The sequence below is a fragment of the Novosphingobium sp. UBA1939 genome, assembly GCF_002336885.1.
Lineage (GTDB): Bacteria > Pseudomonadota > Alphaproteobacteria > Sphingomonadales > Sphingomonadaceae > Novosphingobium.
This window is the reverse complement of record NZ_DDFB01000084.1, coordinates 317-19573: the sequence shown is the minus strand read 5'-3', so window position 1 is coordinate 19573 and position 19257 is coordinate 317. Positions and strand designations below refer to the sequence as shown.

At 68.1% G+C, this 19257-nt stretch carries 18 protein-coding genes; 8 read left to right on the top strand and 10 right to left on the bottom strand.

The genetic code is table 11. From position 1 onward, the window contains the following. Window positions 1-102 precede the first annotated feature (102 nt). From B3547_RS11320 to B3547_RS11275, 10 genes are all read right to left on the bottom strand, one after another. On the bottom strand, window positions 103-1257 hold the full coding sequence (locus B3547_RS11320; protein WP_292963157.1) for a pyridoxal phosphate-dependent aminotransferase: 1155 nt from the start codon (window positions 1255-1257) through the stop codon (window positions 103-105). A 28-nt stretch (window positions 1258-1285) separates the two neighbouring features. Further along, window positions 1286-1873, bottom strand: coding sequence for an NTP transferase domain-containing protein (locus tag B3547_RS11315; protein ID WP_292963155.1), 588 nt, complete (start codon window positions 1871-1873; stop codon window positions 1286-1288). Next, entirely contained in the window at window positions 1866-2864 is a 999-nt protein-coding gene (locus B3547_RS11310; protein ID WP_292963153.1) for an XdhC family protein, read from the bottom strand. The genes B3547_RS11315 and B3547_RS11310 overlap by 8 nt, the downstream gene beginning before the upstream one ends. A gap of 31 nt (window positions 2865-2895) precedes the next feature. Then, the gene (locus B3547_RS11305) at window positions 2896-3423 is read right to left on the bottom strand and encodes a cytochrome C (RefSeq protein ID WP_292963150.1); all 528 of its coding nucleotides are present in this window, start codon (window positions 3421-3423) and stop codon (window positions 2896-2898) included. A gap of 44 nt (window positions 3424-3467) precedes the next feature. Next, complete coding sequence (locus tag B3547_RS11300) at window positions 3468-4010, bottom strand: methylamine dehydrogenase light chain (RefSeq protein WP_124808098.1); 543 nt, start codon at window positions 4008-4010, stop codon at window positions 3468-3470. 49 nt (window positions 4011-4059) lie between these two features. Then, the gene (locus tag B3547_RS11295) at window positions 4060-4662 is read right to left on the bottom strand and encodes a methylamine utilization protein MauD (protein ID WP_124808097.1); all 603 of its coding nucleotides are present in this window, start codon (window positions 4660-4662) and stop codon (window positions 4060-4062) included. Between the two features lie 4 nt (window positions 4663-4666). After that, window positions 4667-5242, bottom strand: coding sequence for a MauE/DoxX family redox-associated membrane protein (locus B3547_RS11290; RefSeq protein ID WP_125954077.1), 576 nt, complete (start codon window positions 5240-5242; stop codon window positions 4667-4669). After that, window positions 5239-6423: an amine dehydrogenase large subunit gene (locus B3547_RS11285; RefSeq protein ID WP_124808095.1), complete on the bottom strand. Its 1185-nt coding sequence runs from the start codon at window positions 6421-6423 to the stop codon at window positions 5239-5241. The genes B3547_RS11290 and B3547_RS11285 overlap by 4 nt, the downstream gene beginning before the upstream one ends. Window positions 6424-6543: 120 nt before the next feature. After that, a complete protein-coding gene (locus B3547_RS11280; protein WP_292963145.1) occupies window positions 6544-7728 on the bottom strand; it encodes an MFS transporter in 1185 nt (394 codons plus the stop codon). Window positions 7729-7788: 60 nt separating this feature from the next. Beyond that, the gene (locus B3547_RS11275; RefSeq protein ID WP_124808093.1) at window positions 7789-8424 is read right to left on the bottom strand and encodes a TetR/AcrR family transcriptional regulator; all 636 of its coding nucleotides are present in this window, start codon (window positions 8422-8424) and stop codon (window positions 7789-7791) included. Between the two features lie 300 nt (window positions 8425-8724). On the opposite strand from B3547_RS11275, the gene B3547_RS11270 reads away from it, so the two are divergent. From B3547_RS11270 to B3547_RS11235, 8 genes are all read left to right on the top strand, one after another. Further along, window positions 8725-9186, top strand: coding sequence for a (2Fe-2S)-binding protein (locus tag B3547_RS11270; protein ID WP_136956409.1), 462 nt, complete (start codon window positions 8725-8727; stop codon window positions 9184-9186). Further along, window positions 9183-11426 (top strand): xanthine dehydrogenase family protein molybdopterin-binding subunit, encoded by a 2244-nt coding sequence (locus tag B3547_RS11265; RefSeq protein ID WP_292963138.1) that lies wholly within the window; start codon window positions 9183-9185, stop codon window positions 11424-11426. The genes B3547_RS11270 and B3547_RS11265 overlap by 4 nt, the downstream gene beginning before the upstream one ends. Window positions 11427-11637: 211 nt before the next feature. Continuing rightward, the gene (peaA, locus tag B3547_RS11260) at window positions 11638-13482 is read left to right on the top strand and encodes a quinohemoprotein amine dehydrogenase subunit alpha (RefSeq protein ID WP_292963136.1); all 1845 of its coding nucleotides are present in this window, start codon (window positions 11638-11640) and stop codon (window positions 13480-13482) included. Further along, the gene (gene peaB / locus B3547_RS11255; RefSeq protein WP_292963134.1) at window positions 13479-14933 is read left to right on the top strand and encodes a quinohemoprotein amine dehydrogenase maturation protein; all 1455 of its coding nucleotides are present in this window, start codon (window positions 13479-13481) and stop codon (window positions 14931-14933) included. Before peaA ends, peaB begins: the two co-directional genes overlap by 4 nt. After that, window positions 14930-15259: a quinohemoprotein amine dehydrogenase subunit gamma gene (gene qhpC, locus B3547_RS11250; RefSeq protein ID WP_124808088.1), complete on the top strand. Its 330-nt coding sequence runs from the start codon at window positions 14930-14932 to the stop codon at window positions 15257-15259. The genes peaB and qhpC overlap by 4 nt, the downstream gene beginning before the upstream one ends. Before the next feature lie 94 nt (window positions 15260-15353). Then, the gene (locus tag B3547_RS11245; protein ID WP_292963130.1) at window positions 15354-16481 is read left to right on the top strand and encodes a YncE family protein; all 1128 of its coding nucleotides are present in this window, start codon (window positions 15354-15356) and stop codon (window positions 16479-16481) included. A gap of 896 nt (window positions 16482-17377) precedes the next feature. Then, entirely contained in the window at window positions 17378-17578 is a 201-nt protein-coding gene (locus B3547_RS11240) for a hypothetical protein (protein ID WP_292963128.1), read from the top strand. Between the two features lie 29 nt (window positions 17579-17607). Continuing rightward, the coding region (locus tag B3547_RS11235; RefSeq protein ID WP_292963126.1) for an ABC transporter ATP-binding protein at window positions 17608-19257 on the top strand (1650 nt) is incomplete at its 3' end.

Here is a 19257-nt window from a genome sequence, read left to right as displayed (position 1 = left end):
GCAGCCCCTCCCGCAAGCGGGAGGGGAGCGAGACTTGCGTCGCCGACGGCGACGTTAGTCGCAGCGGGGTGGGCGTCCCATGCGCTGCCTTTCCATCCCCGTTCAGGCCGAGACGGCGCGCGCTTCCGCCGTGCGCGCCGCGAACCACGGTCGCATCCGCTCGATCGCGTCGATCACCCGGTCGGTCGATACCGCAAAGCTGATGCGGATGAAGCGGTGCCCCTCCACCGGATCGAAATCGATGCCCGGCGCGGTGGCGACGCCGGTTTCCTCCAGCAGGCGGATGCAGAAGGCCAGGCTGTCGTCGGTCAGGTGGCCGATATCGGCATAGATGTAGAACGCGCCATCGGGCGGGGCGATGCGGCCCAGCCCCATGCCCGGCAGCGCCGCCAGCAACAGATCGCGGTTGCGCGCATAAGTGGCGACATGGCCTTCGAGTTCGTCGCGACAATCGAACGCGATCAGCCCGGCGTGCTGCGCCAGCACCGGCGGCGTCAGGAACAGGTTGCCCATCCGCGCCCGCGCCTGGTCCACCAGCGCGGCGGGCACCACCACCCAGCCCAGCCGCCAGCCGGCCATGCTGAAATACTTGGAGAAGCTGTTGACCACGATCGCCTGGCGGTCTTCGGCCAGCATCGACACCGCCGGCGCGCCATAGGTGATGCCGTGGTAGATCTCGTCCGAGATCACGCGGATGCCCTTGCGGCGGCAGACCTCGGCGATCGCGGCCAGTTCGGCGGGTTCGATCACCGTGCCGGTGGGATTGGCGGGGCTGGCCAGGATCAGCCCGTCGGGGACCGGGTCCAGCGCGTCGAGCGCGGCGGCGGTCACCTGATAGCGCTCCGCCTCGCCACAGGGCAGTTCCACCGGCTCCATGTGCAGCGCGCGCAGGTTGTTGCGATAGGCGACATAGCCGGGCCGCGCGATGGCGACGCGCGCGCCGGGATCGAACAGCAGCGACAGCGCCAGCACCAGCCCCGGCGAAGCCCCGCAGGTCAACACGATCTGTTCGGGATCGATCACCGCACCGCAGATTTCCCCGTAGTGCCGGGCGATCCGCGCTTTCAGCTTCGGGCTTTCCCAGTAGCCCATGGGATCGGTATCAAGCACATGGTGCGCGGCGGCGATCGCTTCGGCGGGCGCGCCGGTGGAAGGCTGGCCGAACTCCATGTGGATGATCGAGCGCCCCTCCGTGCCCAGGCGGTGGGCGATGCGGCTGACGGCAATGGCGTGAAAAGGCTCTAGGCGGGCGGTCATGCCCTGCCGACTAGCACGGGGCTCCGCGTCACAGAAGGCCGGACCACAAAAGACTCTGGGCGCGCGCAAGGTCTTCGGGCCGGTCCACGTCCAGCTCCGCCCCCGGCGGCAGCGGCAGATGCGGCGCGTCGGCCAGCAGCGCCCCCGCGCCGCGATCCCCGGACAGGGCCGCCAGCGCGTCGAAATGCATCGCGCCGAACAGCGCGGGCGGCATGGGTTGCGTTCCCGCGCGGCTGGCGATGCGGTCCCCGTCGAACGCCGAAACCAGCGCCGCGACGTGCGCGGCCGGCACCAGCGGCATGTCCGCCAGCGCAATCAGCACAGCGCGCGCGCCCGCTGCCCGCGCCGCCGCCACGCCGATCGCCAGCGAGCGGGACTGCGGCGCCTGGGGAGGATCGAGTGGCAAGGTCGCCCAGCCGAGCGGAGCAAGGGCGGGCGTATCCCCGCGCACGACGGCAAAGTGCCGGGCGAAGGGCAGCCCGGCCAGCATGGCGGCGGCATGGAAGGCTACAGGCTGTCCCTCCAGGTCCGCGTCCAGCTTGGCTCCGCCGAACCGCGTGCCCCGTCCTGCCGCCAGCAGGATGACCGCGATGCCCGCAAAATCCGGATCAGCCACGCAGCGTGGCGGTCGGGTCGGCGGCGGCTGGTTGCGCCCTGGCGGTCGTCCATTCGACACCGCCGGCGCAGGCCTGATAATCCTGCACCACCTCGCCCAGGATCGACAGCGCCAGAGTGGCCGGATCGCGTGTGGACGGGATCAGGCCGATCGAGCCGCGCAAGGCATCGATCCGCGATTCCGGCACGCCTGCCGCGCGCAGCATGTCCACCCGCGCGCGGTGTGTCCGCCGGCTGCCGATCGCGCCGTGGTAGAAGGCCGGCGCGGCCAGCGCGCGCGGCAGCAGAGCCTCTTCCCAATCGTGGTCATGGAACAGAAAGACGATTGCCGTCCACGCATCGCTCGCGAAAGCGACTTCCGCCGTGCGCGACGCCATCGGATGCACCGCCATGGTTCCGGCGGCCTCCCGCACGAACGGATCGCGTTCGGGCGCATGGGCGCTCGCCGCGATGCCAAACGCCATGGCCAGCCGGGCGAGCGCAGCAAGGTCTTCGCCCTGCCCCACCGCCACCAGCCGCAGTGGCGGCACGTAGTGCTGCACGAACGCGTCCCCGCTCCATCCTGCCGGGGCATCGGCCCCGGCAGGCGCGGCCCCCGCGACGCCGAGCGCGAGCGCCATCGGTTCGCGTCGGGCCAGCGCCCCCAGCACGGCCACGATCGATCGCGCATCGCGGCAGGGCGTGAACAACAGGTCGATGCCCCCGCCGCAAGGCAGGCGGATATCGATATAAGGCGATCCGGAACCATAGCGGATGACCCGCCCCTCACCGCGCGCCAGCACGTCCAGCGCCTCGGCGATCACCGCGGCCTCGATGCAACCGCCCGAGAACGAACCGGCGTGGCGGCCATCGGCCAGCACCGCCATCTGCGTCCCGATCGCGCGCGAAGACGTGCCCTCAATGCCGGCCAGCGTCACCAGCACGCCATCGATTCCGTCTGCCGCGCCGCGCACCAGCAGGCGCAGGATGTCGATGGGGGTGGGCGCGATCATCGGCGCTGCTTACCACATTCCCGCGCCCGGGTCACTTGGTCTCGCCCGGATAGAGCAGGCCGAGCGAGGCCGGCGCCCGGCACTTGCGGATCGCGTCGGCGGCATGGCGGGCGCGTTCGGCGGTCAGCGAGGCCGAATCCATCACCAGCGGCCGTTCGCGCGTCACTTCCGCGCCCGTGAACGGCCTGGTCCCCGGCGGCACGCTGCCCGCGCCGATCACGAAGACCACGTAGTTCATCATGTCCGCCAGTTCCGCGTTATCCTTGATCCGGCTGTGCGCGATATTGGGCAGGCGCAGCAGATAGGCGCGCGATTGCGGCGTGCACATGAACCAGCCGACGCGGCCGAACAGTTCGGGCAGCGGCGCGGGCGCGGATTTGCCCTGCACCCCATGGCAGCCGGCGCAATGCTCGACATAGTCCGACCGCGCCAGTTCCGGATCGACCATCACCTCCGCCGGGGTGAGCTGGGCCGGCGTCGCGCGCACGTCCGCGCGCCCGATGGCACAGGCCAGCGCCAACAGCGCCAGGCAGAAAACGGGCCAGGAACGAAACGCCATGCCGCCAATATCCCTCTGCGCGGTCCGTTCGCGCAATCGCCCGGTCAGGCCGGGCCGACAAGCACGGCGGTGGAGCAGTGGTATTCCATGCTGCTCGTGCCGAAGCACCAGATCACGTCGTTGTTGAGCTGCGGCACGTAGAGCTGCGTCTCGCGGTCGGTATTGTTGCAATCGCACTGCATGCAGTACGCCTTGCCGCAGCAATCGCGATAGGCGATCAGGTAGGACTTGCCGTCATCGGGATTGACGCAGGTGCCCACCCACGAAACCGGCGAAGGTTCCGCGCCGGGCGGGCAGGTGTGGATGCCGCCGCCGCAGCAGGTGCAGAGCGAACCGTCGATCGCGCAATAGCGCCAGTAATCGCACTTGGTGTTGTCCTTGCTCTGCGCCACGCGGGCGAAAGCGGTCTTGCCTTCGCCCGACCGGTCAGGCTTGGCCGCCTCGGCCCGGCTGACCGGCAGCAGCGGAAACACCGGGGCGGCCACCAGCGCCGCGCCCAGCCGCGCCAGGATGCCACGGCGCGAGGTGCCGCCCGCGAAACGGCGAAGCAGCGTTTCGCCCATGGCGTCCGCATCGAACTTCTTCATGACCATGCCCCCTTGAAATTGTCCGCGCAGGCCAGCCGCGCCACAGCCATCACGCCACTTCCGCCTTCAGGCTTCCGATATAGTCCTGCACCGAACGGACGCCCATCTCGTGCGCAATCACCAGGCTCTCCAGGTGTTCGCGGCTGTTGACCAGCCCCTTGGACAGCACCGTGCCATCGGCGTCGAGCAGCACCGCGTAAGGCAGCTTGCCCACCTCGAACGCCTGCCCCACGTCCGGCCCGTTGATGAACTGGTACGATCCCAGGCCGTGCTGTTCGATCATCCCGCGCTGCACCGCCGGATCGTCGTCCCCCACGAAGATCAGCTGCACGCGCTCGTCGCGCGCGAACGACTTGGCCATCGGAATCAGCCCCTTGCACAGCGGGCAGGCGGCCGACACGAACATCAGCAGGCGCAGCGCCGATCCGGGCGCGGCGCCACCGACGGTCACCGCCGCGCCTTCGAGCGTCCGCGCCGGAATGGCGGCCGATCGCGCGCCCACCGAAGGCCCGCCCGCCGTGGTCAAAGCCCCGGCCGGCGCCACGCGCATGTGCAGCACGCCCACCTGCCGCGCCAGCGCCAGCACAGCGACGACGAGCGCGAGGACCACGCCCCACGAAATGACCTGCGAAACGATAAGCGCCGTCAGCATGGGCTCACCTCCGTTTGATTCCAGCGTTGACTCTGGCCGCGACGGGCGAGACAGCCAGCGCGGCGATGGCGTTGAACAGCAGATAGAGAACGAACAGGCTGAGGCCGCCCGCTAGGGCGGTGGCCAGCTCGAAGCCGGTGGACGGCAGCGCGGCGGGCAGGCGCAAGGCCGCCAGTGCCATCAGCACCACATTGCGCGCCACCAGCGGCCAGCCCAGCGTCTGGCGCAATTGCGACCGCCCGCAGCCGCAGTCGATCGAGCGCCGACCGCGCCCGATGTTCACCGCCATTGCCGCTGCGAACAGCCCGAGCAGGAGCAGCGCCGGCACCACGGCCAGGCGCGGCCCGCCCGCCAGCAACGCCACCCCCAGCACCAGTTCCGCCCACGGCAGCACCGCAGCAACGGGTGCGACCAGCACATCGGGCAGCAGCCGGTAATTGGCGATCACGCCGGGCAGCACATCGCGATGGAGCAGCTTCGACAGGCCCGCATGCACGAAGACCAGACCAGTGCCGAACGCGCCGGCCAGCCCCGCGACGCGCAGGCCCGATACCGCAAGATCGGCGGCGACAGCGCTCACCGCGCGTCCGTAACGGTGATCACGCCGCTGCCGGCACGGTCGAGCTTGAGCGTTTCGTCCCAGGTCTTCAGGTCAATCACATGGACCGTGCCACCCTCGCCGCCGGAATACATCAGCTTGGGCGCAGCCTCCTGCGTGACCTCGATCGTGGTAGCCGGATCGGTGATCGGCACGCGCTTCACCACTTTCTTCGCCGCGAGATCGACGTCCCAGATTTCGGTGCCGCCGGCCTTGTGCGTCCAGTATTCGCCCGGATGCATCAGCACGAAGAGATGGCCGGACGCGCGGTGGAGCGCCATCGGCTGCCCCCCGCCGGGATACCAGTTGACGTCGAGCGGCTTGGTGTCGCCCGCGCGCAGCCCGGCCGCCACCTGGATCGAGAAGGGCTCGGAAACCGTCGGCGCCGCCGCCATCTTCGCGGTATAGATCTTGCCGGTGTAGGACAGGAAAACCGCTTGCTGCTTCGTTTTGTCGTAGATCAGGTTGTCGAAGATCGGATCGTCGGTCGCCGAAAAGAACGGAGCCGAATGGGTGATCGCGGGCTTCGCGGCACCCGCCGTGACCGTTGCCAGCGAACCATCGGCGCAGAGCGCGGAGAAGCCGGCGCCGGGATTGGGGATAAGGCTGGCGCAGCCGGGCAGCTCGATCGCGCGCAGGAACTTGCGCTTTTCCAGATCGACCACGCTGACCGACGACGCGGGGCTGAAGTTATAGACGAAACCCAGCTTGCCGTCGTCGCTCAGGATGAAGTCCTGCTTGCGGCCGCCGATCAGCAGGCGGCCGGGAATCGGGATTTCGGCCTGCAGCTTGAGATTGGTCGAATCATAGACCGTGACCATGTCCTGCCGCGTACCGCGATTGCCCTTGCTCCAGATCGTTTCGGCCACGTAATAGAACTTGCCCGCCGGATCGATCGCCATGTCCGCCAGAAGCGCCGTCTGCACCAAACCCAGCATCTTGCCGTTGCCGGTGTCGTAGATCGCGGTACCGGGGAACACGAAACCCCGGTTCACGAAAATCCAGCCCGGCTTGGGCGGCGTGATCGCGGCGACGTCCGACTCTTCAGGCTCCGTGGGATTGGCGGTGTCGGCCAAGGCCTGCGGCGCGTCGATCACCGACAGCGCGAGGCAGGCGGCAAGCGTCGGGATGGCGGAAAGCATGCGGCTGGCAATGGATTTCATCTGACCTTGACCCCCTTCGGTTGCGACGGCCGATGCGGCGCCTTCACCATGCGCCTTGCCCCCGCAAGATAGCATGGCGCTGCGTCGTCGGGTGAAGGTTTGACGCCCGTCCAGTTTTAGTCAAGCGCCTATAGGGGCTGGCGCGCCACCCTTTTGAGGACTCGCGCCGGTCGCACCCGCAAATCCGGCGCGGACCGCCCAGCCGACCGAGACCAGCCCTCCCGTCAGGGCCAGCGCCACGCCGATCAGCAACCCCTCGCGCCCGAACAGCGCCATCATCGCCGTTCCCAGCAACGGCCCGGCGATCAGCCCAAGACTGTGCGTGCAGGCCACGAACACGCGAAAGCGCGAATCCCGGCTCGACGCCGTCGCCAGCCCGGAGCATCGGATGATGATCGCGGTGGAACCGATGTTGAGCAGCACGATCGACGCGACATAGGCGCCGTCCGCCCCCGGCACCGTCAGCACCACCGGCGAAGCGAGCGCCAGCCCGGACAGCAGGGCGGTGACCGGCAGCGGCACCAGCAGCCGTTCGCGCATCACCGCCACCGCGGTCAGCGCGCCGACGACGGAGCCGATCGCCACGGCCTGCCCGATCGTGCGATCGGCGATACCCGCGCGCGTGGCCAGCGCGGCCGAGAAGCTCCACACCAGCATCGTCGAACAGATGAACCAGAAGGTTGCCGCGGCCAGCGCCCAGCCGGCGACCGGCACCGCGCTCCTTCCCGCGGCGATGCCGGACGGGCTATCGATCATCGATGCCGACCGCACGAACGGCACCAGCACCACCAACGCAAGGGCCGGTACCAGCGCCATCGCCATCAGCGCGGTTTTTGCGCCGGCCGCCAGCATCAGCTCGGGCAAGGCCAGCGAAACCAGCGTCGAGAGAATGAGCTGGGTCAGATAGACCGCGCCATAGGCCTTGCTGGGGCGGTGCGCGGCATAGGCCGCCATGGTGGTGGCATAGACCACCCCCATCGCCAGGCCATAGCCGGCGCGGCACGCGAGAACGGTCGCCAGGCTGCCGGCCAGCGCCGTCGCCACGCTGCACAGGAATGCCAACACGGCCGCCGCCACAACGCTTCCTCGGGGCAGGACCGGCCCCAGCCACCAGACCGTCAGCGCGCCCAGCGCGGAGCCGGCCTGGGTAAAGCCCACGACCAGCCCGTGCGCCTCCAGCGGCACGGGCCGCGCATCGCTCAACACCGTCAGGTAGATCGGATCGATTCCGGGTTGCAGGCATCCCAGCGCGGCCGCCAGCGAGGCCGCCCCAACACCCCTCCCGATGATCGCCCTGTTCCGCATCCGGCACACTCACAGCCCTGGGGTCAGGACCCTTTTGTGCCGCGTGCTGCTTCGCGCGCCTTACCGAAGGCCGGAAATCTGTTCCGGCGTTATCGTTCTGGCGAGATCGACCAGCGCGCGGGCGGCTATGGTCCGGAACGCCATCATCTTCGCGGCCCAGGGTTTTTCATATCCGAGGAATGGCGTAGTGCCTTCCATCGACGCGCTGATATAAAGCGCCACCGTGTGCACCTGATCGGGCGACAGCCGGGGATTGAGCAGCGCTACGTATTCCCCGATGAAATCGTGGACCCCCTGGTAAAAGGCCCGGACCCGATCCGCGATGAATTCGTTCTGGTTGGCCAGCGCCCACAGTTCGGTGAACAGCCGCGTGGTGCGCTTGCCGGCGATATCATCCAGGCAAATCTCGATCAGCAGCCGCAGCCTTTCCTCCGCCGGCAGGTCGGGCTGGCGGACGCGGTTCTCCAGCAGCTTGTCATAGCTTTCCAGCAACTCGTCGAGCAGGATCTGGATCAGCATTTCCTTGCGCGGGAAATGGTAGCTGACGTTGCCCACCTTCATCCCGCATTCGGCGGCGATACGGCGGATCGTGAACGCGCCCGCGCCTTCGTCGATCAGCACGGTCAACGCGGCCTTGAGAATGGCGTCGACCGTCTCGGTCCCGCGCGTATAGGTTCCCGGCCGCGTGGCTATCATGTGGGCGACATCGCTTGCCATTGCACCCGGCCTAACACTCCTGAACGTGGGTCGCCAGCCCGACTGCCCCGCCCAACCCTTTTTATCCCGCGCGCGCAACGGCGCTTGACGGATACTTGATGCCTGTCCAATATTTAAGCCGTTTTCAAGCCAATTTCTTGAAACCGGACAACAAAGGTTTCCATCCCGCCAGCGTTCCGCGTTACGGAATATCTGTTTGGCAATGGTGCATCCCGTGCGCCCGGCTTAACAGGTGCGCGGGATGAGAATATCCGCGCGATCAAGCATGAAGGACTGCCGATGGCCATTTCGCTGACCGTCAACCGCAAGAAGCGCGTCGTCGACGCGGACGCCGACAAGCCGCTGCTGTGGGTCTTGCGGGAAGACCTGAACCTGCCCGGCACCAAGTTCGGCTGCGGTGCGGGCCTGTGCGGCGCCTGCACGGTGCTGCTGGACGGCAACGCGGTGCGATCGTGCCAGACGCCGATCGCCGATGCGGCGGGCAAGCAGATCACCACGATCGAGGACGTGGCCTCGCTGCCGGTGGGCAAGAAGGTGGTCGATGCCTGGGTCGATCTCGACGTGCCGCAGTGCGGCTATTGCCAGGCCGGACAGATCATGTCGGCCACGGCGCTGCTGACGCAGACGCCCAAGCCCACGGCCGAGGACATCGAAGGCGGCATGAGCGGCAACATCTGCCGTTGCGCCACCTACCTGCGCATCCAGAAGGCGATCCGCAAGGCGGCGGGAGTGGCGGCATGAGCATCGTGAAGGATCGAGAAGCCGCCGGCGCGGCACTGAGCCGCCGGTCGTTGAACCGCCGCTCGTTCCTCGCCGCCTCGCTCGCGGGCGGGGCGGTGCTGACCTTCGACGCCCGGATCGCGCTGGCGCAGGCGACTGGCGCCGCGGGCGAACCCGTCCTGCTCACCGCGTTCATCCGCATCAACGCGGACAACAGCGTGACCATCGGCGCCAAGAATCCCGAGATCGGCCAGGGCGTGAAGACCATGCTGCCGATGCTGATCGCCGAGGAACTCGACGTGGCGTGGAACCAGGTCCGCATCGAGCAGACCGACGCCGACGACAAGCGCTATGGTCTTCAGGTCGCCGGCGGCAGCACCGCGACGCCGAACAACTGGCTTCCCATGCGCCAGGCCGGCGCGGCCGCGCGCGCCATGCTGGTGGCGGCGGCGGCCAAGCAGTGGGGCGTCGCCCCGGCGTCGCTTTCGACCGAAGCCGGCAAGGTGATCGACAAGGCCGGCGGGCGCAGCGTGCCCTATGCCGCGCTGGCGCGCGAGGCGGCCGGCATGCCCGTGCCCGATCTGGCGACGGTGCCGCTGAAGCCGGCGGAGGCGTTCCGCATCATCGGCCAGTCGGTGCCGGGCGTGGACACGCCCAAGATCGTCAAGGGCGTGCCCCTGTACGGCATCGACACGCACCTGCCCGGCATGCTCCACGCCGCGCTGGTCAAGTGCCCGGCGTTCGGCGGCACCATCGCCCGGATCGACGATGCGGCCGTGCGCGGGATTCCGGGCGTCGTCGCCGTGGTACCGGTCAACAGCGGCCTTGTCCCGCCGGGGCAGCAGGATGCCGTCGCGATCGTCGCCGACAGCTGGTGGAAAGCCAGCAAGGCGCGCGAAAAGCTGGTGGTGGCGTGGGACGATGCCGCGCAGAAGCAATTCTCGACCGCCGGCTATGCGAAGCAGGCCGCCGATGCGCTGGGCGCCGCGCCGCAGGCCGATCTGTTCAAGGCTGGCGACGCCGACAAGGCCCTGGCCGGCGCGGCAAAGACCGTGACCGCCGACTATTCCTATCCCTTCCTGGCCCACGCCACGCTGGAGCCGCAGAACTGCACCGCGCTGTGGACGGCGGACGGCAAGCTGGAGCTGTGGGCGCCGACGCAGAACCCGGGCGCCGGGCGCAAGGAAGTGGCCGCCATGCTCGGCATCGCGCCCGAAGCGATGACCATCCACATGACGCGCATCGGCGGCGGTTTCGGCCGCCGGCTGATGAGCGACTACATGGTGCTGGCGGCGCAGGTGGCGAAGGGCGTGCCCGGCCGGCCGGTCAAGCTGCTGTGGGACCGCACGGACGATCTGCGGCACGATTACTATCGTCCCGCCGGCTGGCACCGCTTCACCGCCGGCCTCGATGCCAAGGGCGCGCTGATCGCGTTCAAGGACCACTTCATCACCTTCGGCGCGGACGGGAAGCCGATCCGCGCGGCGGAAATGAGCTCGACCGAATTTCCCGCTCCGGTCGTGCCTGATGCCCATCTGGGCGCGACCTATCTCAAGACCAACCTGCCGACGGGCTGGCTGCGCGCGCCGACCTCCAATGCCATGGCCTTCGTGTACCAGGGTTTTCTCGACGAGGTGGCCGAGGCCGCTGGCATCGACCTGCCCGAGCTGATGCGCCGCACGCTGGGCGAACCGCGCGAACTGCCGACCGAGCGCAAGGGGCTGGTGTTCCACACCGGCCGCGCCCGCAGCGTGATCGACGCGGTGTGCAAGGCCGCGAACTGGACCGGGCGCACAGGCCCCGCAAAGGGCGCGGGCGATGCGGTCAAAGGGCGCGGCTTCGGCTTCTATTTCAGCCATCGCGGCTATTTCGCGGAAGTCGTCGACGTCACCGTTTCGGGCGGAACTTCGGTGAAGGTCGACAAGATCTGGATGGCGGGCGACATCGGCAGCCAGGTCATCAACCCGCTCAATGCCGAGCACCAGTCGCAGGGTGCGGCGATCGATGGCATCGCGCAGGCGCTGGTGTGGCAGCCGGTAGTGCAGGAAGCCGGCGCGATCACGGCCGACAACTTCGGCGATTTCCCGCTGCTGCGCATCGATGCCGTGCCACGCGATGTCGCGATCACCTGGGTCAAGAGCGATTTCCCGCCTACCGGACTGGGCGAACCGGCCCTGCCGCCGGTCATTCCGGCGATTGCCAACGCCATCCGCGCCGCCACCGGCAAACGGCTGCGATCCCTGCCGTTGCAGCTGACCTGATCGCGGCCCGAACGCCGCCCGCCAGGACAGCTTCCAACATCCAAAAGGCGTGTGATTCCAACCGGATCACACGCCTTTTTTCGCATCTGCAAAAAAGATGGGCGGCGCTGCAACAAAGGCGTTGACCAATCTTGGACAAGCGTCAAGCTTGCTCTCGTGACCCGCGCTCGAATCGCGCCGCTTCCGGTCCAATCAGGGGGATTTCGCGAGCATGGCCTACCCGGATACCGAGTCCCGTCCACACGACGCGCAGGATGCCGCCGCCAGCCCATCCTGGCGGGCCGCGCTGGCAACGCGCCTGTCGCTGCGCCCGCTGCTGCTGGCGGGTCTGTGCACCGCCACCGCCGTTGTCGCGCAGGCCGGGGGCATGACCGGCGGCATGGCTGGCGGGGCGGACAAGCCCGAAAGCGAGGAAGGCATCCCGGTCACCGATAGCCTGACCAAGGAAAAGTGCGGCGCCTGCCACACCGCCGACGCGAAGGGCAATCTTTCGCGCATTTCCTGGCTGCGCACCACGCCGGAAGGCTGGGCGCAGGCGATCAAGCGCATGGTCAAGCTGAACGGCTTGCAGATCACGCCCGAGGAATCGCGGCAGGTGGTCCGCTATCTTTCGAGCAGCCACGGGCTTGCCCCGGAGGAAGCAAGGCCGGTGATGTACCTCGTGGAGCATCGCATCCAGGACGAGACCAACATCCCCAGCGAATCCCTGCGCGGAGCCTGCGCCACGTGCCACGCCTTTGCCCAGCCGCTTTCCTGGCGACGGTCGGGCAGCGAATGGAAGCTGCTGCAGGATTTCCACGTCGCGCTCTATTCGCAGGCCGACGTCCAGTATCGCCGCCCCGCCACGGACGAACCCGGCGCGGTCTTCGGCCAGCCGACGCCGATCGTGACCAAGCCCGGCGCGACGCCGGTGACACAAGGCCAGATCGCGCTGGACTATACGCGCAAGGTCGCCCCGCTGCACACGCCCGAATGGACGCAGTGGAAGTCCCGGATGCAGGACCCGCGCCTGGCGGGCAAATGGCTGGTCAGCGCCTCCGCCCCGGGCAAGGGCCGGTTCATCGGCACGATGACCATCGGCGCCACGGCCGACAGCGACGAATTCAAGACCGGCATCGCGCTGCGGTCGCTGACCGACGGATCGACGCTGAGCCGGACCGGCAACGGCATCGTCTATGCCGGCTACAGCTGGCGCGGCCGCTCCACGCCGTCCGCGCAGCCTTCCGCGCCCGATGCGCTCGACAATCCGACGCGCGAGACGATGTGGTTCTCGCCCGATCGCAAGAACGCCGAAGGTCGCTGGTTCTGGGGGGAATATCAGGAATTCGGTTTCGACGTGAAGCTGGTACGCGCAGACGGCAGCCCGACTATCGGCGCTGTCTGGCCCAACGCGATCAAGGCCGGCACCAGGGGGGTGGACGTCCACATTTTCGGCGATAGCCTGCCGGCATCGCTGACTGCGAAGGATATCGACCTTGGCGCCGGGCTAGCGGTGACCAGGGTCGTCACCGCGAGCCCCACCGAAATCGTCGTATCTGTCGATGCCGCCCCCGGCGCTGTCGCCGGCGTGCATGATGTTTCGGTGGGGAGCGCGGTGCTCGCTTCGGCCCTGCCGGTCTATCGCAAGGTCGACTACCTGAAGGTCACGCCCGACACCAACCTGTCGCGGCTGGGCGGCGCGCACTTCGCCAAGGGATACGCCCAGTTCGATGCCGTCGGCTTCGACAACGGCCCCGATGGCAAGCCCAACACCGCCGACGACGTGAACATCGGCCCCGTCGCCGCCGACTGGAGCATCCAGGAGTTCCAGTCGGTCTGGTACGATGACGACAAGGCCTATGTCGGTTCGATCAGCCAGAAGGCGCTGTTCACGCCGAACGTGGACGGACCGAACCCGCAGCGCAGCGGCAATCGCAACAACTATGGCGAGGTCTGGGTGGTCGCCACGGCCAAGGCCGAAAAGGACGCCCAGGGTAAGCCGCTGACGGCCAAGTCCTACCTCGTCGTCACGGTTCCCGCCTACAAGCGCTGGGATCAGCCGGAGGTTTCGCAATGACGACCATGCTGGCCCACCGCTACCGGCGCGGCGAACTCCACGAATTCCGCTCGTCCGACACGGACTTCATGTACCTGGTTTCGGCGGGCGCGATCTTCGCGCTCGACGAAGGCACCCGCGCCGTGCTCGATCTGCTCGACGAGGGCGAGATGAGCCACGAGGAACTGGCCACGGCGCTGGCCGGCGCGGGCCACTCCCCGGCGGACGCGGAGGACCTGATCCGCGAATTGCGGCAGGTCCGCGCGATCCATTCGGAACAGGTCACCACCGCGCCCGCGCCGTCCGCCCCGCCGGCGGACTATCCCCTGCAGGCGCTGGTGCTCAACGTCACCAACCAGTGCAACCTGGCCTGCACCTATTGCTACGAATTCGGCGCGGACAAGATCGCCACGCCGGCCGGCAAGCCGAAGTACATGGCGCTGGAAACCGCGAAGTCCTCGGTCGATTTCCTGCTGGCCGGATCGGGCAACCGCGAAGCGGTGCACATCACCTTCTTTGGCGGCGAAACGCTGATGAATTTCCGCCTGCTGCGCGATGTGGTGGGCTATGCCACCGAGCAGGCGGCGGCGCAGGGGCGCAAGATCACCTTCAGCCTGACCACCAACGCCACGCTGCTCACCGACGAGATCATCGATTTCCTCTCGGACAACGCGATTGGCGTCACCGTCAGCATGGACGGCCCGGCGGAAATGCAGGACGCCCGCCGCGTCTACAAGAGCGGCAAGGGCAGCTACGCCGTGATCGAGCCACGCCTGCGCAAGCTGATCGCCCGCCACAAGACCCGTGCGATCACCGCGCGCGTCACCCTGACGGCGGGGGTCACCGACGTGATCCGCATCTACCGCCATCTCAAGGACGACATCGGCTTCCACGAAGTGGGCTTCGCGCCGGTGACGACCGCGGGCGAGGAGCGCGAGTATTCGCTGAACGGCGATGACATGACTGGCGTCCTCGCCGGTTTCCATGCCCTTGCCGACGAATGGCTGGACTATGCGCTGCAAGGGCGGATGCACGGCTTCACCAACGTCAGCGAAACCATCGGCGAACTGATCCAGGGCACCAACAAGTCGCACCCGTGCGGCGCGGGCCTCGGCCTGCTGGGCGTGAGCCCGTCGGGCGACCTTTCGCCCTGCCACCGCTTCACCGATGCCGATACGCACACCCTGGGCCACATCTCCACGGGGATCGACCAGGGCAAGCGCGAGGACTTCCTTGCGCGCGGACACGTTCAGGCCAAGTACGAATGCCAATCGTGCTGGGCGCGCCCGCTCTGCGCCGGCGGCTGCCATCACGAGGCCTTCGTCCGCTATGGCGATACCGGCCACGCCAACCTGCATTATTGCGACTGGATCCGCCAATGGACCGACACGTGCCTGAAGATCTACGGCACGCTGGCCGTGCGCAACCCCGGCTTCCTCGAACGCTTCGCTGAACGAAAGGGCTTGTCATGAAGCATCTCAAGCCGATCAATAAGAAGGCCCAGAAGATCGAAGAGACCATCACTTCGGTTGATGAAGACGTCGTCGCGCTGCAGCAGCAGCCGCGCCCACACGTACCGATGGGGTGCACCCTGTCGTTCTCGCCGGGGTGGGAAGTCGATGCCGGGGGCGGCACGGCGGGCCTGTGCCAGCCGGTCGAGCGCGACATCTACGATTGCTACGTCACCTGCTTCTGGCCGGTGCAGGTGCCCGACCACGTCAATTATTCGCCGGACTGGGCGAGCAATTGCGCGGCGGCAACGAAGGACTGGCGCAATCTCGATCTCGTCTTCCCGTGATCGGGCGCGCCCGCGCCTGCCACGCCGAACCCTGACCATCCGGGGCGGACCTGCCGCGTTCCTGCGGCGCGCCCCTTCGAGGAAGAGAAGCACGATGAAGCAGCTTCGTTCCCTGTCCCGCCTGAAAGCCCTGATAGCGAAAGCATGGGTGGCGCCGGCACTCGTTACGGCGCTGGCCGCCGCGGCGCCCGCCCATGCCGGCACGATGATGATCGGCACGTATCCGGACAAGCTGTTCACGATCGACGACACCAACGGCGCGATCACAGACCGTATCCAGCTGCAGGCGGGCCTGCCCACCTCGCTGCGCCTGTCCAACGACAAGGCGAAGATCTACGTCACGACGATCACCACCAGCGGGATCGTGGTGCTGGACAGCGCCACGCGGCGCATCCTCAACCAGTTCAGCCTGAACACGCCCACCACCAAGTACCGCTTCATGGGCGGCGTTCCCGATCCCACGGGCCGCTGGTACTACACCCAGCTCATCCGCTTCGACAAGGAACCGGACCGCTACAAGGTTAGCAAACCGCTCTACGCGGTGATCGATCTTCAGCAGAAGAAGGTCGCGCGGACAGTGGAAATCGATCCGCAGGACGATACGCTCGGCGGCTTCCGCCCCACCTTCGCGCTCTCGCCCGACGGCAAGACGCTGTACAAGTTCGGCGACAAGGTGCTGGTGATCGATACGGCGACCCTGAAGGTCAGCGAGCGGCTGGACCTTGCCAAGCCGGAAACCACGGGCATGGAGAACGTGGCGTTCGGCGGCGGCGTGGAAGCGTTGCAGAATCCCAACGAGTTCGTCTCGCTGTTCAACGCTTCCGACCCCTATGTCCACGCCAAGATGTTCGGCATCGGGCGCTTCAACCTGACCAACCGCACGTTCGATTTCACCCCGATCGGCCCGGTGCCCACCGGCATGGCCGGGCTGGAAGTCACGCCCGACGGGAAGGATGGCTATACCGTCGTCACCAACGGCACGCTGGGCAACAAGCGCTGCGAATTCTGGCACTTCGACATGGCCACCAACAAGGTGATGGAGAAGGCGGAATTCCACTGCCGTTCGCGCTTCTCATTCGGCATCTCGGCCGACGGGCAGAAGCTGTACATCCACGGCGCCAGCTATGACATCGAGGTGTACGACGCCAAGACGCTCAAGTACGAACGCACCTGGGATCTCGGTGCCGATGCCACCATGGCCGGCCTGCTCCACCTGAAATAGCGGGACGACGATGACAGGACGCCCATGACCGGACCACAGCCAGCGGTGCGATTGCGGGGCGGCGGCGTTTCCGTCGCGACCTGCGCCCACCTGCTGGCGCAAGACGGGTTTTGCCTGGCGGGGGCGGCGGTCGAACCGCGCGCCCCCGTTCCCGTGATCATGCTGAGCGATCCGGCGCTGGCCCTGCTGCGCGACATCTTCGGCCAGCTGGGCCTGTTCGCCGCCCTGCCCCGCATCGAACGACGCGTGGTTTCGTGGGGCGGCAGCGTGTCCGCGCCGCTGCCCCATGGCGCGGCGGTGGTGTCCGGCGCCCAGATCGAGGCCGAACTGGGCCTGCCGGCACTGCCGGTCGACATGCTCCAGGAGGCACCCGCGCCGTTCACCATCCACGGCGCGCCGCCGTTTCCCGAACCCGCGCTGCACCGTTTCGGCACGCGCGAGGCCGTGGCTGTGCCAGTCGCGCTGCGCGCGGGGGCCGATCGAGCGACCTGCCATGTCGAAGCCACGCCGGAAGGGTGGCTGTTCCTGATTCCGCAAGGGGCAGACGCCGCCTGGCTGCTGGGCGTGGGCCGGATGCCGGACGCCCTGCTCGCGCAAAGCCGCCTGGTCGCGCCGCTGGTCGACACGCTGGGGCCGGCAGGCGCCAGGTTCGAAACCGCGCCGCGCCTGCTCGACCGGCTCGCCGGGCCGGACTGGATCGCCTGCGGCACCGCGGCGATCGAATCGTCGGCCATCGATGACACGAAGGGGATGATCATCACGCCCANNTCGCCTTCGATCCGATCTGCGGCGACGGCACCGCGCAGGCCGCGCGCGAGGCCATCCTGGCAGCGGCGGTGCTGGCCGCGATCCGCGACGGCGGTGACCGCGAGGCGCTGCTCGCGCACTACCGGGCGATGCTGATCGCCTCGATGCGACGGCACCTGCAGGTCAGCCTGCCGTTCTACCGCTCAGGGGGCGACACGCCCTGGTGGCGCGAACAGGCGGAGGCGCTGGCGCAGGGCCATGCCTGGTGCACCGGCCAACTGGCGCGCGTGCCCGAACCGCGCTTCGTGCTGCGTGGCAACCGCCTGTTCGCGCGGGAGGCAGCCGCCTGAGCCAGCCTCCAGCCTCGAATTCGGCCCCGATGCCAGCGGCACCACCGCCGCCCGTGGCCGACTGGGGCACCTATCGCCGGCTGCTGCCCTATGTGCGCCCCTATCTGCGGCCGTTGCTGGGCGTGCTGCTGGTCAGCCTGCTTTCGACCGGGGTGGGCCTGGCGCAGCCCTATCTTTCCAAGCTGATGATCGACGAGGCGCTGCTGCGCCGGAACATGGACGCGCTGCTCGCCGTGTCGGGCGCGATGATCGTGGTGACGCTGGCGGGCTTCGCGCTGAACATCCTCGCCAGCTATCGCTACGTCGGGCTGTCGGCGGCGATGCTCTACGACATCCGCGTCGCGCTGCTCCGCCACCTGCAAACGCTCAGCCCGCGCTTCTATGGCGGCTTCCGGCTGGGCGACCTGATGTCGCGCATCAACAGCGATGTCAGCGACGTGCAGCGGGCGGCGGGCGACACGCTGCTTTCGGTGCTGAGCAACGTGCTGTTCTTCATCGGCTGCGTGGCGATGATGGTGTGGCTCGACTGGCGGCTGTTCCTGATCGGCACGGTGCTGGTTCCGGTAGCGGTCATGGTCTTCCTCCACTTCCAGAAGAAGGTCACCGCGCTTACGCGCGAAATGCGCGAACGCGGGGCGGATCTCGGCAGCCTGCTGGTCGATACCGTCATGGGCATGCGCGTGGTCGCCGCACTCGGCGCGGAAGCGCACGAGGTCGACCGCTTCGGCGCCCGCAACAGCGCCTTCGTGCGCGCCATGCTGAAGATGCAGGTCGCCTCGTTCATGACCGGCGCGCTCCCCGGCACGCTGCTGACCGCCTCGACCTCGGTGGTGATCCTCTATGGCGGCACGCGGATCATCCACGGTGAGATGACGATCGGCGCGCTCGTCGCCTTCATGGCCTATCACATGCGCCTGTTCGGGCCGATCCAGGCGCTACTGGGGCTGTCTTCGGGCCTGGCCTCCACCCGCGTCTCGCTGGCGCGGATCTTCGAGCTGTTCGATACCCCGGCGGAAGTGACCGAGCAGACCGATGCGCGCCCGCTCGGCCCCGTGCGGCAAGGCATCCGGTTCGAGCGAGTCTCGTTCCGCCACGATCGCGAACCGGTGCTGGCGGGCGTGGACCTGTTCATTCCCGCCGGCAGCTTCTGCGCGATCCTGGGCGAAAGCGGCGCGGGCAAATCGACCATGGCCGACCTGATGGTCCGCTTCCTCGATCCGCAACAGGGCCGCATCCTGGTGGACGGGCACGACCTGCGGCAGACGTGCCTGGCCGATCTGCGGCGCGAGGTGCTGCTGGTCGATCAGGCGCCGTACCTGTTCAACGACACCATCGCCGGCAACATCGCCTTCGCCATGGACGGCGTGCCGCGCGCGCGTATTGCCCAGGCCGCTGCGGCCGCCGGGCTGGAGCCGTTGCTGCGCCGCCTGCCGCAGGGGCTGGATACCCGCACCGGCGAGCGTGGCCTGGCGCTGTCGGCCGGNNAGCGCATCGCGCTGGCCCGCGCGCTGCTGCGCGAACCATCGGTGCTGATCCTAGATGAACCGACCGCCGCGCTGGACGAGGGCACCGAGCAGCGCGTGGCCGACGGGCTGCGCGCGGCGCTGCCGCAGGCGACGATCGTGGTCATCACGCACAAGCCTGCGCTGGCCCGGCGCGCGGACCTGATCGTCACGCTG